This is a genomic window from Streptococcus sp. HN38, from assembly GCF_028335765.1.
Classification (GTDB): domain Bacteria; phylum Bacillota; class Bacilli; order Lactobacillales; family Streptococcaceae; genus Streptococcus; species Streptococcus suis_P.
Genome location: NZ_CP116604.1, coordinates 2315281 through 2329173, shown reverse-complemented (window position 1 = coordinate 2329173; position 13893 = coordinate 2315281). Strand labels below are relative to the sequence as shown.

General features: G+C 40.8%; 19 protein-coding genes and 1 pseudogene. 18 read left to right on the top strand and 2 right to left on the bottom strand.

Going from position 1 to position 13893, the window contains the following annotated elements; translation table 11 throughout:
- Positions 1–32 precede the first annotated feature (32 nt).
- A complete protein-coding gene (locus PHA78_RS11470) occupies positions 33–395 on the bottom strand; it encodes a MerR family transcriptional regulator (protein ID WP_272158206.1) in 363 nt (120 codons plus the stop codon).
- Positions 396–455: 60 nt separating this feature from the next.
- On the opposite strand from PHA78_RS11470, the gene PHA78_RS11465 reads away from it, so the two are divergent.
- The gene (locus PHA78_RS11465) at positions 456–746 is read left to right on the top strand and encodes a hypothetical protein (RefSeq protein ID WP_044773382.1); all 291 of its coding nucleotides are present in this window, start codon (positions 456–458) and stop codon (positions 744–746) included.
- On the opposite strand, the gene PHA78_RS11460 is transcribed toward PHA78_RS11465, so the two are convergent.
- Positions 735–1235, bottom strand: a complete 501-nt coding sequence (locus PHA78_RS11460) for an NUDIX hydrolase (protein WP_272158205.1) — start codon at positions 1233–1235, stop codon at positions 735–737. The genes PHA78_RS11465 and PHA78_RS11460 overlap by 12 nt on opposite strands.
- 270 nt (positions 1236–1505) lie before the next feature.
- Between PHA78_RS11460 and PHA78_RS11455 the strand changes: the two genes are divergently transcribed.
- The 17 genes and pseudogenes from PHA78_RS11455 to rsmA all read left to right on the top strand — a co-directional run bounded on the left by PHA78_RS11455 (position 1506) and on the right by rsmA (position 13786).
- Entirely contained in the window at positions 1506–2699 is a 1194-nt protein-coding gene (locus PHA78_RS11455) for an argininosuccinate synthase (protein ID WP_024377972.1), read from the top strand.
- Positions 2700–2712: 13 nt separating this feature from the next.
- Complete coding sequence (gene argH / locus PHA78_RS11450; protein ID WP_024377971.1) at positions 2713–4107, top strand: argininosuccinate lyase; 1395 nt, start codon at positions 2713–2715, stop codon at positions 4105–4107.
- A 70-nt stretch (positions 4108–4177) separates the two neighbouring features.
- Entirely contained in the window at positions 4178–4537 is a 360-nt protein-coding gene (gene rnpA / locus PHA78_RS11445) for a ribonuclease P protein component (protein ID WP_024377970.1), read from the top strand.
- The gene (locus tag PHA78_RS11440) at positions 4521–5333 is read left to right on the top strand and encodes a YidC/Oxa1 family membrane protein insertase (protein WP_024377969.1); all 813 of its coding nucleotides are present in this window, start codon (positions 4521–4523) and stop codon (positions 5331–5333) included. Before rnpA ends, PHA78_RS11440 begins: the two co-directional genes overlap by 17 nt.
- Before the next feature lie 19 nt (positions 5334–5352).
- Entirely contained in the window at positions 5353–6348 is a 996-nt protein-coding gene (jag, locus tag PHA78_RS11435; protein ID WP_024377968.1) for an RNA-binding cell elongation regulator Jag/EloR, read from the top strand.
- Between the two features lie 167 nt (positions 6349–6515).
- Positions 6516–6653, top strand: coding sequence for a 50S ribosomal protein L34 (rpmH, locus tag PHA78_RS11430; protein WP_002939016.1), 138 nt, complete (start codon positions 6516–6518; stop codon positions 6651–6653).
- A 106-nt stretch (positions 6654–6759) separates the two neighbouring features.
- Entirely contained in the window at positions 6760–7542 is a 783-nt protein-coding gene (locus PHA78_RS11425; RefSeq protein ID WP_024377967.1) for a TatD family hydrolase, read from the top strand.
- Positions 7526–8095 carry a ribonuclease M5 gene (rnmV, locus tag PHA78_RS11420; RefSeq protein ID WP_024377966.1) on the top strand — a complete coding sequence of 190 codons (570 nt, stop codon included), beginning with the start codon at positions 7526–7528 and terminating at the stop codon, positions 8093–8095. Before PHA78_RS11425 ends, rnmV begins: the two co-directional genes overlap by 17 nt.
- Complete coding sequence (locus tag PHA78_RS11415; RefSeq protein WP_024377965.1) at positions 8088–8456, top strand: hypothetical protein; 369 nt, start codon at positions 8088–8090, stop codon at positions 8454–8456. The genes rnmV and PHA78_RS11415 overlap by 8 nt, the downstream gene beginning before the upstream one ends.
- Before the next feature lie 97 nt (positions 8457–8553).
- Positions 8554–8841: a type II toxin-antitoxin system RelB/ParD family antitoxin gene (gene relB / locus PHA78_RS11410; RefSeq protein ID WP_002940311.1), complete on the top strand. Its 288-nt coding sequence runs from the start codon at positions 8554–8556 to the stop codon at positions 8839–8841.
- The gene (locus PHA78_RS11405; protein WP_024377964.1) at positions 8831–9160 is read left to right on the top strand and encodes a type II toxin-antitoxin system RelE/ParE family toxin; all 330 of its coding nucleotides are present in this window, start codon (positions 8831–8833) and stop codon (positions 9158–9160) included. Before relB ends, PHA78_RS11405 begins: the two co-directional genes overlap by 11 nt.
- Positions 9161–9166: 6 nt before the next feature.
- A pseudogene (locus tag PHA78_RS11400) lies at positions 9167–9621 on the top strand (8-oxo-dGTP diphosphatase).
- Between the two features lie 75 nt (positions 9622–9696).
- Positions 9697–9957 (top strand): type II toxin-antitoxin system Phd/YefM family antitoxin, encoded by a 261-nt coding sequence (locus PHA78_RS11395; protein WP_029693774.1) that lies wholly within the window; start codon positions 9697–9699, stop codon positions 9955–9957.
- A gap of 1 nt (position 9958) precedes the next feature.
- Complete coding sequence (locus tag PHA78_RS11390; RefSeq protein ID WP_024375784.1) at positions 9959–10216, top strand: Txe/YoeB family addiction module toxin; 258 nt, start codon at positions 9959–9961, stop codon at positions 10214–10216.
- Positions 10217–10353: 137 nt separating this feature from the next.
- Positions 10354–12033: an AAA family ATPase gene (locus PHA78_RS11385; protein WP_029876022.1), complete on the top strand. Its 1680-nt coding sequence runs from the start codon at positions 10354–10356 to the stop codon at positions 12031–12033.
- A gap of 14 nt (positions 12034–12047) precedes the next feature.
- On the top strand, positions 12048–12902 hold the full coding sequence (locus PHA78_RS11380) for a DNA adenine methylase (RefSeq protein WP_024375782.1): 855 nt from the start codon (positions 12048–12050) through the stop codon (positions 12900–12902).
- Positions 12903–12913: 11 nt separating this feature from the next.
- Positions 12914–13786 carry a 16S rRNA (adenine(1518)-N(6)/adenine(1519)-N(6))-dimethyltransferase RsmA gene (gene rsmA, locus PHA78_RS11375; protein ID WP_024375781.1) on the top strand — a complete coding sequence of 291 codons (873 nt, stop codon included), beginning with the start codon at positions 12914–12916 and terminating at the stop codon, positions 13784–13786.
- Positions 13787–13893: the final 107 nt, after the last annotated feature.

The following is a 13893-nucleotide window of genomic DNA, read 5'->3' as shown; positions in this document are numbered from 1 at the left end:
ATCCCCGCTGTCGCAGAACGGCGGGGATTTTGTTATAAATTCTGTAATTTTTCCTCAATCTGCTGGAGTAGATTTTCTAGATTTTCCTTCTGTTCTTGGAGCAGGAGGATTTGTTTTTCACGGTCGGCAATTTCATCCAGTATGACCTGTTTGTTTTCTTTTAGCTGTTCGAGACTGCCGCATTTTGTGTCGTGAAGTTCTTTGATACGGATAATAGCTTTCACAGATAGGCCTAACTGGCGAAGTCCTAGTATATTTTCTAGGTTGTTGATTTCTTCGGCACTCCAAAAGTAATTGCCGTCAATCAATTGCGGTTGTAGCAATCCTTGTTCTGTGTAGAAACGAAGCGTATCCCGTTTGATACCAAATTGTTGCATGACTTGTCCTGTTTTCATAATGTCCTCTTGACAGGGGCTTAGCCCCTCATGATAAATTGATAGGGAAAGGAGTTCTATATGATTATTGTTGTTAAATGGTTGATTGTGCTTTATTTGGGGCTATTACCGCTATCTGCTTGGGTTTATCGCAAGCAACTTCCTAACTGGTTACTGGTTTTATATGCTTGCCCAGTTCTGCTCAGTTTATTGGGCTGGCAGACAGTTTTGGGATTTATATTAGGCTTATTATTGGCTTGCGGGGTGAGAGTGATAGGCGGTCGTGTTCTTTTTGGAAAAAATCGTCTCAGTCACTTTTTATCTCATCTTTTACTGAGTTTCATTCTTGCTCTGGCTCTTTTAGCTTTCTAAAAACAATCTCTCCACATAGTCCTTCTGCCTTGGAATGACTAGTTCTGTTTCCAGGAAATCTTTCAACTTTTCTTGTGGGATCCAGATGTAGTCGCTGGTTTCGTCGGCTTGGAGTTGGATTGTGGATTTGTCCCAATTGGTTTCGGCCCAGTAGCAGTGGAAAATGCACTGGTCATCATGGGCGACAAAGTGTGTATGGTGGCGTAGTTGGTTAGCTGTCAGTTCAATGCCTGTCTCTTCGCGGACTTCGCGTAAAATGGCCTGCTCTGCTATTTCCCCAAACAAAGCCGAACCTCCTGCTGTCGCTTCATAATAGTCAGGGTAGGAGGGCTTGGTGCTGTCGCGTTTCATGAAGAGAGTGTTGCCGCCGTGGTGGCGGATGATGCACTCGACGACCAGGTGGTAGAGGCCATTGGGAATGGCTTCTCCTCGTGTGAGAGTGTGGTCGGTCAGCTGACCGTCGGCTGTGTAGGCGTTCCAGATTTCCATATTTTGCTCCTTTTCTAGATTGGTTATTCATTATAGCAAATATGAAAGTGTTAGACAAGTATCTTGCGGGTGTTTGCGTATTGGAATGATTGGAGGATTACTGAGCTAGAAAGCTGACGTCAGTCGCCTCTTTCATTTGCTTATTTTCAAATTAATATTGAAAATATACAAAAAAAATTCAATTTTTTGTATATTTATGTTGCAAAAAGTATAAATATACACTATAATAGTCACTAAGTTTTATAAAAATAAAAAGAAATGAGATTGCTTATGACAAAAGAAAAATTGATTTTAGCCTATTCTGGTGGACTTGATACTTCAGTTGCGATTGCTTGGTTGAAAAAAGACTATGATGTGATTGCGGTTTGTATGGATGTAGGTGAGGGGAAAGATCTTGACTTCATTCATGATAAAGCACTGTCCATTGGTGCCATTGAGTCCCATGTATTGGATGTAAAAGAAGAATTCGCCCAAGAATATGTCCTACCAGCCCTGCAAGCTCATGCCTATTATGAGCAAAAATATCCGCTGGTATCAGCTCTCAGTCGGCCCTTGATTTCCAAAAAGTTGGTGGAAATGGCTCATAAGACAGGAGCAACCACTATCGCCCACGGCTGTACTGGTAAGGGAAATGACCAGGTGCGGTTTGAGGTAGCCATTGCAGCCCTGGACCCAACTTTGAAAGTTGTAGCCCCTGTTCGGGAATGGAAATGGGCGCGTGAAGAAGAAATCATCTTCGCCAAGGAAAATGGTGTACCAGTCCCAGCAGATTTGGATAGCCCTTATTCCGTTGACCAAAATCTTTGGGGCCGTGCCAATGAGTGCGGAGTTTTAGAAAATCCATGGAATGAAGCGCCAGAAGATGCTTTTGGTATTACAACTGCACCAGAAAATGCACCAGATACTCCTGAGTATGTCGATATTGAGTTTCAGGCGGGCGTACCCGTTGCTGTAAATGGTGAAGAGTTAAGTCTTGCTAATCTCATCCAAAAACTCAATGTCATTGCTGGTAAGCATGGTGTAGGCCGGATTGACCATGTGGAAAATCGTCTAGTTGGGATCAAGTCACGGGAAATTTACGAGTGTCCAGGAGCTATTACCCTCTTGACAGCTCACAAGGAAATTGAAGATTTGACCTTGGTGCGCGAAGTATCGCATTTCAAACCGATTGTTTCAAATGAACTCTCTAACTTGATTTACAATGGCTTGTGGTTCAATCCAGCAACCCAGGCCTTGAAAGCTTATTTGCAAGCAACTCAATCAGTCGTGAATGGTACAGCAAAAGTGAAATTGTATAAGGGAACAGCTAAAGTTGTCGCTCGGAAATCGCCAAATTCCCTTTATGATGAAGACTTAGCAACCTATACCAGTGCAGATACCTTTGATCAAGATGCAGCAGTTGGTTTCATCAAGCTTTGGGGCTTGCCAACCAAGGTCAATGCGGAAATTCATAAAAAAGACTAGAAAGTAGGAATGTATGGAAGCAAAGAAATTATGGGGTGGTCGCTTTGAAGCCAGTCTTGAGGAATGGGTAGAAGAATTCGGAGCTTCCATCCGATTTGATCAAAAACTGGCCAAGTATGATATTCAGGGTTCTTTAGCCCATGTCAAGATGCTCGGAGCCACAGGGATTATCAATCAAGAAGAAGCTCAGGCTATTCAAACTGGTCTGGAAGAATTGTTAGCAGGCTATGAGGCTGGCAAGTTAGTGTTTGATGTTCGTAACGAAGACATTCACATGAATATCGAAAGTCTATTGACGGATAAAATAGGCTCAGTTGCAGGTAAACTCCACACAGCTCGTTCTCGTAACGATCAAGTAGCAACGGATATGCACCTTTATCTGAAGGATACACTCTTTCAAGTTGTAGACAAATTAGCCAACCTACGTCAGATTTTAGTAGACCTTGCACAGGAGCATGTGGAAACCATCATGCCCGGCTATACCCACTTGCAACATGCCCAGCCTATTAGTTTTGCTCAGCACTTGTTAGCCTATTACAACATGTTCAGCCGAGACAGTGAGCGCTTTGCATTCAACATGCAGCATACAGATGTATCCCCACTTGGTGCGGCGGCCTTGGCAGGGACAACCTTTCCGATTGACCGTCAGATGACGTCTGATTTGATGGGATTTGCTAAGCCCTATAGTAATTCTCTTGATGCCGTTTCTGACCGTGATTTTATACTGGAATTCCTCTCCAATGCCAGCATTCTCATGATGCACATGTCGCGTTTGTGTGAAGAAATCATTAACTGGTGTTCACATGAATACCAATTTGTCACCCTATCCGATACCTTTTCAACAGGTTCTTCCATCATGCCTCAGAAGAAAAATCCAGATATGGCTGAGCTGATTCGGGGGAAAACTGGTAGAGTTTATGGGAACTTAGTTGGCCTACTGACAGTCATGAAATCCCTGCCTTTAACCTATAACAAGGACTTGCAAGAGGACAAGGAAGGCATGTTTGATAGTGCGGAAACGATTTTAGTATCTATCGATATTTTGGCAGGGATGTTGCAATCTATGACAGTCCATAAGGAAAGGATGGCTCAATCGACAGAGAAGGACTTTTCAAATGCGACAGAGTTGGCAGATTATCTGGCCAGCAAGGGCTTACCCTTCCGCCAGGCGCATGAGATTGTAGGTAAATTGGTATTAGAATGCAGCAAGGCAGGCTATTATTTACAAGATGTTCCTTTGGAACGTTATCAAGAGTTGTCGCCTGTCATTGGACCGGATATTTATACAGCTCTAGAATCGGAAACAGCCGTTTCACGCAGAAATTCGCTAGGTGGAACTGGATTTGAATCCATTCGTCAGCAAATTCAGCAAGCAAAAGCACAAATAATCGCTTCGAAAGGCCTCTAAACGGTATGTTTATTGGTTTTTTTGAATTTTATGGTATAATAGAAGTAATTTTGAAAGATGGAGTGGCAGTTTGAAAAAAAGCTATCGTGTCAAGCGTGAACGAGATTTTAATGACATTTTTACAAAAGGAAACAATGTAGCTAACCGAAAGTTTGTTGTATATCATTTAGCTGGGGAACAGAAGCATTTTCGAGTAGGGCTATCTGTCAGCAAAAAATTGGGAAACGCTGTCACGAGGACACGTATTAAGCGCAGACTTCGACATGTTTTAATAGAGTGTCAACAACATTTGGTTAGTGCAGACTTCGTTATTATTGCTCGTAAAGGTGTGGAAGAGTTGAACTACCAAGAAATCAAACAAAACCTCATCCATGTTTTGAAACTAGCTAAACTATACCAGGAAGGTGTTGAGATTGAAAAAGAAAGTTAAGTGGGCTGGTCTCAGTACTGCAGCTTTACTTGTACTAACCGCATGCGGTACAGGACCAGTGACTAGCCAGTCTACAGATGCTTGGGACAGATTGATTTATTGGTTTGCCAGCGTTATTCAATTTTTATCAATTAATGGTCAGATTGGAATCGGAATTATTCTCTTTACGATTTTAATTCGAACGATTTTATTACCGCTATTTCAGATTCAGATGAATTCTTCCAGAAAAATGCAAGAACTCCAACCACGGTTGAAGAAATTGCAGGAAGAATACGCTGGAACGGATATGGAAAGCCGACAAAAGCTTTATGAGGAAACTCAAAAGCTCTATAAAGAGAATGGTGTAAACATGACATCATCCATGTGGCCACTGTTTATCCAAATGCCTATTTTATTAGCTCTTTTCCAAGCGTTGACAAGAGTGGAGGCACTGAAAGTAGGGCATTTTCTATGGTTGAACTTAGGCGACCCCGACCCTTACTTTATTTTGCCAATCTTGGCGGCAGTATTTACATTTTTAAGCTCATGGTTGACCAATAAATCAGCAATTGAGAAGAATATGGCTATGACAATTATGACCTATGCCATGCCCGTGGTGATTTTTTTCTTTGCTGTGGCAGCTGCTAGTGGGGTGGCTTTGTATTGGACAGTGTCAAATGCCTATCAGGTTGCTCAAACCTTGGTGTTCAATAATCCGTTTAAAATAATAGCAGAGCGTCAAGCGAAAATTGATGCGGAAAAAGAGCGTCAGGCAAAAATCCGACGGGCACAGAAAAAAGCACAGAAAAAGAAATAGGAAAACTAGGAGAGAGAAGATGAAATTTACAGGAGCAAGTGTTGAAGAGGCCATCCAAAATGGCTTGGTAGAGCTAAATATTCCTCGAAAAAAAGCACATATTACTGTGGTTGCGCGTGAGAAAAAAGGTTTCCTTGGTTTCGGTAGAAAGCCAGCGATTGTGGATATTGATGTTATCAATGAAACAACGGTTGTTAAGGCTAATCAGAAAGCAGTTCGTGGCGTTCCAAGTGAAATTAATGAACAAAATGAACCAGTGAAGAGTGTGTCAGAAGCTACAATTGACCTTGGGAAAGTTGTTGCAGCGGTGAAAGAATTTGAAAAGTCTGGTCAAACGCTTGATGATGATATTAAAGCGCAGATCTTGAAAAATGAAAAAGAAGCGACAACGATTTTGGAAGAAACAGGTCGGATTGAAATTCTTTCAGAGGATTTACTAACTACTACAGAGGCAACAACATCTGCTAAGGAAGACGTAAATCAAGAAGTCGTCTCAGAAAATCAAGCAGATAATTTTGCTGATTTAGATATTAAGATTGAGCCCCAGTATGATATTGAACAAGTTGTTTCGGAAGTGACAGCTTATGTACAAGAAATTCTGGATGATATGGATGTTGAGGCGCGTATTGATACAAGTCATAATCGCCGTACAATCAATATTCAAGTGGATACCAATGAACCAGGACGCGTCATCGGTTATCACGGAAAAGTCTTAAAGGCTTTGCAACTTTTGGCTCAGAACTTCTTATATAATCGCTATGAGCGTAACTTCTACATTACTATCAATGTGAATGACTATGTAGAACACCGTGCTGAAGTGCTTCAAGGCTACGCACAAAAATTGGCAGAACGTGTTTTGGCAGAGCAGGAAGCCTACCATACAGATCCGATGTCAAGTAGCGAACGTAAAATTATCCACCGCATTATCTCTAAAATGGATGGTTTGACAAGCTATTCAGAAGGTAGCGAGCCGAACCGCTATGTCGTTGTAGATATTGAAGGAAATCATGATTAAAAAGAGGCTAGTCCTCTTTTTTCAATGATTTTCTGATTCTTTCCTAAAAGTATGGTAGAATAGCTTGACAAACGAACAGAATTTATATAAAATAGTTTGGTATGTTTAGTAACTGATCAAAACTAGCCGGCTAAACGAATACAAGAATCTAAGAGGAGGTATTCATCGTGAAACGTACTTTTCAACCAAGTAAAATCCGTCGCGCACGCAAACACGGTTTCCGTAGCCGTATGGCAACTAAAAACGGCCGTCGCGTGTTAGCTGCTCGCCGCCGTAAGGGACGTAAAGTTCTTACAGTAGCATAAGAAGATGAAAAGAGAAGCCAGCAGAAACTCGAGTCTGCTGGTTTTTTTCTTCTCATAAGAATCTTCTGAAATATGTTACAATAGTAGGAAAGAAAGTGATGGAACGATGATACAAATTTTTGACACCCACACCCACCTCAACGTAGAGCAGTTTGACGGTCGGGTCCAAGAAGAATTAGACTTTGCCAAGGAAATGGGGGTCACCCTCCACAATGTGGTCGGTTTTGACCGTGCAACCATTGACAAGGCTATGGAGCTTGCTGATCAGCATCCTGAAATCTATCTGACATTGGGTTGGCATCCGACGGAGGCTGGCACCTATGACGAGGAAGTAGAAAGCTACTTGCTTGAGGCACTCAAACATCCCAAGGTCATTGCCCTGGGAGAGATTGGACTGGATTACTACTGGATGACGGCGGATAAGGAAACCCAGGCTCATGTTTTCAAGCGACAGCTGGAGTTGGCTAAGCGGTTGGATTTGCCCTTTGTGGTTCACACTCGTGATGCTTTGGAAGATACTTACCAGATCATCAAGGAAGTCGGCGTCGGTCCACGTGGAGGCATCATGCATTCCTTCTCTGGCACGCTGGAGGAGGCTCAGGCCTTCATGGACTTGGGTATGCACATCTCCTTCTCGGGAGTAGTGACCTTCAAAAAAGCTGTCGAACTTCAGGAAGCGGCGCAAGCATTGCCCCTAGAAAAAATCTTGGTCGAGACAGATGCGCCCTACTTAGCGCCTGTTCCCAAGCGTGGTCGGGAAAATCGTACCGGCTACACCAGATATGTGGTGGATATGCTGGCCCAGCTTCGCAACCAGTCGGTCGAAGAAGTGGCGAGAGCGACCTACGAGAATGCAAGGAGTTTGTTCAGAATTGACTCAGAAAATTAAGATACAAGAAGTCCTCGTTGTCGAGGGCAAGGACGATACAGCAAACTTGAAGCGATTTTACGAGGTGGATACCTACGAAACCAGAGGCTCTGCCATATCAGACGATGACTTGGAACGCATCGAGAAACTCCATGACCTGCGTGGCGTCATTGTCTTTACTGACCCAGACTACAATGGGGAGCGGATTCGGAAGATCATTATGCAGGCCATTCCCACGGTCAAACATGCTTTTTTACAGCGGGACGAGGCTCGGCCCCAGTCCAAGACAAAAGGGCGGTCCTTGGGCATTGAGCACGCCAGCTTTGAAGACTTGGAAAAGGCCCTTGCAGGCCTGCGTGGCTACTATGATGATGAACATAACTTTGATATCAGCAAGTCAGACCTGATGCGCCTTGGCTTGCTTATGGGTGGCGACAGTCGCAAGCGGAGGGAGTATCTGGGAGAACAGCTCCGCATCGGCTATTGTAACGGTAAGCAACTACTCAAACGCTTGGAGCTGTTTGGGATAAGTTTGGCAGAGGTTGAAGAGTGTATGGAGAACTATCATGGATAGAGTTTACGCTGTTAAGTGCTTGGTTAAAAACGAGTTTGAACCTGCTTATGAAAATTATTCATCTTATGAAGAAGTGACCTACTTGCTGCCGGCTGATGTCCTTGTTTGGGAGGATGAGCAGGTTGATAAGAACAAACTAGCAGACTATTTGCGTGGTTTAGTTGAAGCTGGCTATGTCAATGCGGATGGGATTTGGAAGCAGAGCCGTGTGTTTCATATTGCCGGTGTGCAAGAAATGGACGACAGGGTAGAGTTTGATGGCCCAGCCGTGGAAGTCTATCGCTGGTTTTACAATTTTGAACGTCTAGTTACTGAGGAAGAATTTTTGAATCTCTATTATTTTGATGATTTGGGAAGATAGACAATCTAGAACGGAAATGTTACTATTTCTGCTTTTTTGAAAATTGCTAGCGGTGTCTATTTGTGTTACAATATAGAAAACTAGGAGGTGGACTAGATTGATAACTATAAAAAAAGATGCCCAAGTAAATTTTAAAACTGACTCCAGACTTTTGGAAAAAGCCAAGGAAATATTTGCTATGAACCAGTTGGATTTGACGGCTGGTTTCAATCTCTTTTTGCAAAACATTGCTGTAAAAAATGAGTTGCCAATTCTGACTGAAGAGGAATTGGAAAGAGAAGAGTTATTTTTACAGCTTCAGAAGGAAATACAGGAAAACCAACAGGCGATTGAGGCAGGTCAAGGGATCAGCCTAGAAAGTGTCAAAGAGAAGTATGGAATTTGAGTCATATTCAGTGATGCTTGCTCCAGCAGTGGAGAAGGAATTGGCAGTTATTTACGCCTATTTCTCGGAACAGTTCTCAGAAGAAATTGCCAAAAGACGAATTGGGATGATTGTCGAAGCATTGGAGAGTTTGCAAATTTTTCCTGAACGTGGCTTTAACGCCGATAACCGTTTTGGTAAACAGATAGACCCGCCTCATCTGACCCGAGGCTATGTCATTGGAAAAGACTACATTGCCCTCTATCGCGTGGTAGAAAATGAAGTGCGAGTTGGTCACCTTTTTGCGACCAAGAGTGATTATGTCAAGTTGTTGAAGTGAGAGAGTATGAGTAGGACAGAACAAGTCATCCTAACCAATATGTGTATGATTACAGATGGTCAGCAGGTATTGGTCCAGGATAGGAAATCTGAAAAGTGGCCTGGAGTCACGTTTCCTGGTGGTAATGTTGAACGTGGCGAGAGTATCATTTCCTCCGTCATCCGTGAGGTCAAAGAAGAAACAGGCTTGACGGTATCCAATCTTGAACTCTGCGGCATTCAAAACTGGACGGATCCTACTGACCATTATCGCTATCTGGTATTTTGCTACAAAACCAGCCATTTTTCAGGAGTTCTCCAATCTTCTGATGAGGGAGAAGTCTTTTGGATTGATCGTGCGACCTGAAGAATGTTCAGCTGGCAGACGGTTTTGAAGCTATGTTGGAAATCTTTGAACAGCCACAGCTGACGGAGAATTTTTTCTGGTTTGAAGACGGTGAGTGGAAGGTGGAGAATCGATAAAGAGTTGTACAATAAGTTTGACAACTCTTTTTTTCTATGCTATAGTAAGCCTAGAAATGATAAGAGGTATTGCTTATGGAAGCTATTGTATATTCCCATTTTCGAAATCACTTAAAGGACTACATGAAAAAGGTCAATGACGAGTTTGAGCCTTTGGTCGTGGTTAATAAAAATCCTGAGGAAGATATTGTTGTACTCTCAAAGAGCGAGTGGGATAGTTTACAAGAAACCCTCGCTGTTGCTCGGAACGCCTACCTATCTCAGAAAGTCTTGCGTGGTATGGCTCAAGTCAAAGCGGGACAAACCCAAGAACGCAATCTGATAGAGGCAGACTAACATGGGAATTCATTTTACAGAGGATGCTTGGGAAGACTATCTTAATTGGCAGGGTCAGGATAAGAAAACACTGAAGCGAATCAATAAGATTATCAAGGATATGCAACGACATCCTTTTGAAGGAATTGCCAAGCCAGAACCTTTGAAGTATGATTATCAGGGTGCCTGGTCGAGACGGATTGATGCGGAGAATCGGTTGATTTATATGGTAGAAGCAGACCAGTTGTATATCTTGTCGTTAAAGGACCATTATGGGTGAGAGTAAAGAAACAAAGATAAAAGATGTAGAAGATAAAATTCGCTGTGTAGGGAAAACTATAAATTAGTTGCACAAGTAGTTGGAGTGGTTTGGAGCAAACATAACTATTATTGTATTATGTAATTATTGAAGGAGCTATGATGGAATACAGATCAAAAAAAGACTTAGGGATTGTTGATAACAGTGATGTTAAAATCAGTAAAGTTAAGGGAATATTGATTCGTAAGTTTAGGAATATAGAAAATAAAGAGTTTATTCTATCCGATAATATAACAATTGTTTCTGGTCGTAATGGAACTATGAAATCAACTATCATGGGATTGATTGCACATCCGTATAATACGGATTTTACAGATATATTTAATAATAGTTTGAAGACGCAACTAAGTCAGGTATTTAAATTATCTGGGAAAACAGACACTGAAAAATATGAATATGATCTTAATTTGGAAATTATCCAAGATGGTAGTAAAGAACTATTGAGGGAACCTGTTCGAGTGTATCCAAGTAATAATTCAACAACAGGAAATTATGAAAGACATCGCGTGGTTGTAAGTGGTAGTCAGAAAGGTGATGGGAATTTCACGTTACCTTCAACCTACATAAATTTGAAACGATTATTCCCACTAGTGGAGACAAATATTTCAAATAATAATGTGGCTAATTATACTGAGAGTGAAAAGACGTTTATTGCTGATTTTTTTGGTAAAGTTTTGTTAAAGGAAGAATTTTCTGATTTTGAGACATTTGATGCTAGTGCTACAGGAGCGGTTTTAAAACAACCTATAGGTCCTAAAAATTCTCATTATGACATTGATTCTATCTCGTCTGGAGAGGATAATTTAGGTACTATAGTTAATATTTTAGTTTCTTATATGCGATTATATGATGAAAATATTAATCGAGGACACAATAAAATCTTAACAGGACTGATATCGATTGATGAATTTGAAGCCAGTTTACATCCGATTTCTCAGTTGAATCTGTTTAATTTTTTACATAAATGGTCTAAAGATTACAATGTACAGATAATTATCAATACCCATTCATTATTCCTGATTGATGAAGTCATGAAAAAGACTCATGAAATTGAAAGAAATGAGATAGCGGTTAATTTTATTACATTAGCATATGAAAAAGGATTAGAGATTTGGCATAACCCTTCGTATAAAAATGCTAAAAGAGAGCTAACTTTGACAGAAAATGAAGAAAAGGGTAATCTAACAAAAATAAAAGTATTATGTGAAGATGATGTAGCAGTAGGTTTAATTAAAGCAATTATAGGAACCGAATTAGCTAGGAAATGTGAGTTTCAAGCTAATTTATCACCTTCAAAAGATGGGAACAGTTGGCCTTTTTTAGAGAAATTAGCGACAGAAGCAACGGCATTATTAAAAGATTCGATGTCAATGATTGTATTTGATGGTGATGTAGATAACAAAAAATTGAACAATAGGAATTTTGATAAAATACTAAAAATACCTACGATTAGAGAATCTAATTTTGCTTTTGAGAAAGAAATTGTCAATTATATCCTAGAGAAAGAATCTGATGATAGCTTTTTTAAAGAAGTATCCAAGACAAAGGAGCAATTTAAACAATCGATGATTGATTGTGGGATTAATATTAGAAATTATAGAGATAATAAGTCTGACGTGTGTAAAAAATGGTACAATTCAGTAGATGGTCGGACGATTAACAAATATAGACGATTATTAATAAAAGAAAATAAAGAAATATTTGATAATTTCAAGTTGGAGTTTTTGAAAAAAATGAATCAAATATTGAAAGAAAATGGATTTCCAACGATTGAATAAAATGGAGGTAAATAATGATAACCTACACTCCGTTGAGGTATCCTGGAGGGAAAACTCAAGTTTACGAATATATTAAAGAGCTAGTGGCGGTAAATCAATGTAGAACATATATAGAACCTTATATGGGGGGAGCCGGTGTAGCATTAAAATTACTTATAAATGGTGATGTAAGGAAAATAATGGTTAATGATTATGACAAGGCTATTTATGCATTTTGGTATTCTGTATTAAATTATACGGATGAATTAATTGACATGATTGAGAAAACAAGTGTCACTATAAGTGAATGGGAAAAGCAACGCGAAGTCCAAAAAAAAGAGATTGATGATTTGTTAAAGTTAGGTTTTTCCACCTTATTTTTAAATAGAACGAATCGCTCAGGAATTTTAAAAGCAGGTGTTATTGGTGGAAAAGAGCAATCTGGAGTATATAAATTGGATTGTAGGTTTAATAAGGAGTCGTTGATTAAAAAAATAAGGTTAATTGCTAGTCATAGATCTCAAATTAGATTATATAATATGGATGCAGAGAAATTTATTAAGTTGTCAATTTCTAAAACAAAAGATTCTCTAACATTTTTTGACCCACCATATTATGTCAAAGGTTCGGCACTATATACTAATTTTTATTCTCATCAAAATCATGTAGATTTAAAAGAAGTTATAACATCACATATGAGAGAAAAAAAATGGATTCTCACATATGATTTATGTCCAGAGATAAAAGAATTATACTCAGATTTTGATAATATAGAATATTCTCTTAATTATTCAGTTGCCAATAAATCTAAGGGGACGGAATTTATGTTTTTCTCAAAAAATATTGACAAAGGTAGATTAGGAGAGTTGTTGAATTTACAAAATTCATAGAAAGAACACACATGAGAATCGCAGACAAAAACGTTACTCGGGCCGTCCTTGAACGCCACGGGTTTACCTTTAAGAAATCCTTCGGTCAGAACTTTTTGACCGATACCAATATTTTACAGAAGATTGTGGACACGGCAGAGATTGACCAGAATGTCAATGTCATCGAAATCGGTCCTGGAATCGGGGCCTTGACCGAGTTTTTGGCGGAAAATGCTGCCGAAGTCATGGCCTTTGAGATTGACGACCGCCTGATTCCGATTTTGGCGGACACCTTGGGTCGCTTTGACAATGTGACCGTGGTCAACCAAGACATCTTGAAAACCGACCTGCAGAGCCAGATTCAGAATTTCAAGAATCCTGACCTGCCTATCAAGGTCGTGGCCAACCTGCCTTACTACATCACCACCCCTATTCTCATGCACCTGATTGAGAGCAAAATTCCCTTCAGCGAGTTTGTGGTCATGATGCAGCGGGAGGTGGCCGACCGCATTTCTGCCGAGCCAAACACCAAGGCCTACGGCAGCCTGTCCATCGCGGTTCAGTACTACATGACTGCCAAGGTGGCTTTCATCGTGCCTCGCACCGTCTTTGTGCCCGCTCCAAACGTGGATTCCGCCATTCTCAAAATGGTCCGTCGCGAGCAACCCTTGGTGAGTGTCAAGGACGAAGATTTCTTCTTCCGGGTGTCCAAGGCCAGCTTTGTGCACCGCCGCAAGACCCTGTGGAACAACCTGACCAACCATTTTGGCAAGTCCGAAGAGGTCAAGGACAAGCTGACGCAGGCACTTGGCATGGCAGAGCTAGAAGCCAGTATCCGTGGAGAAGCACTTTCCATGGCTGACTTCGCACGTTTGTCTGACAGCCTCCAGGAAGTTGGTTTATAAGCAAGTATTGATTGCGGAGGAATCTGCAATCAATATTTATTTTATGATAAACCACTTTCCCGCCTTCCTTGTTCGTTGACAGTTGTGAGAAAGCTTGCTATACTGAA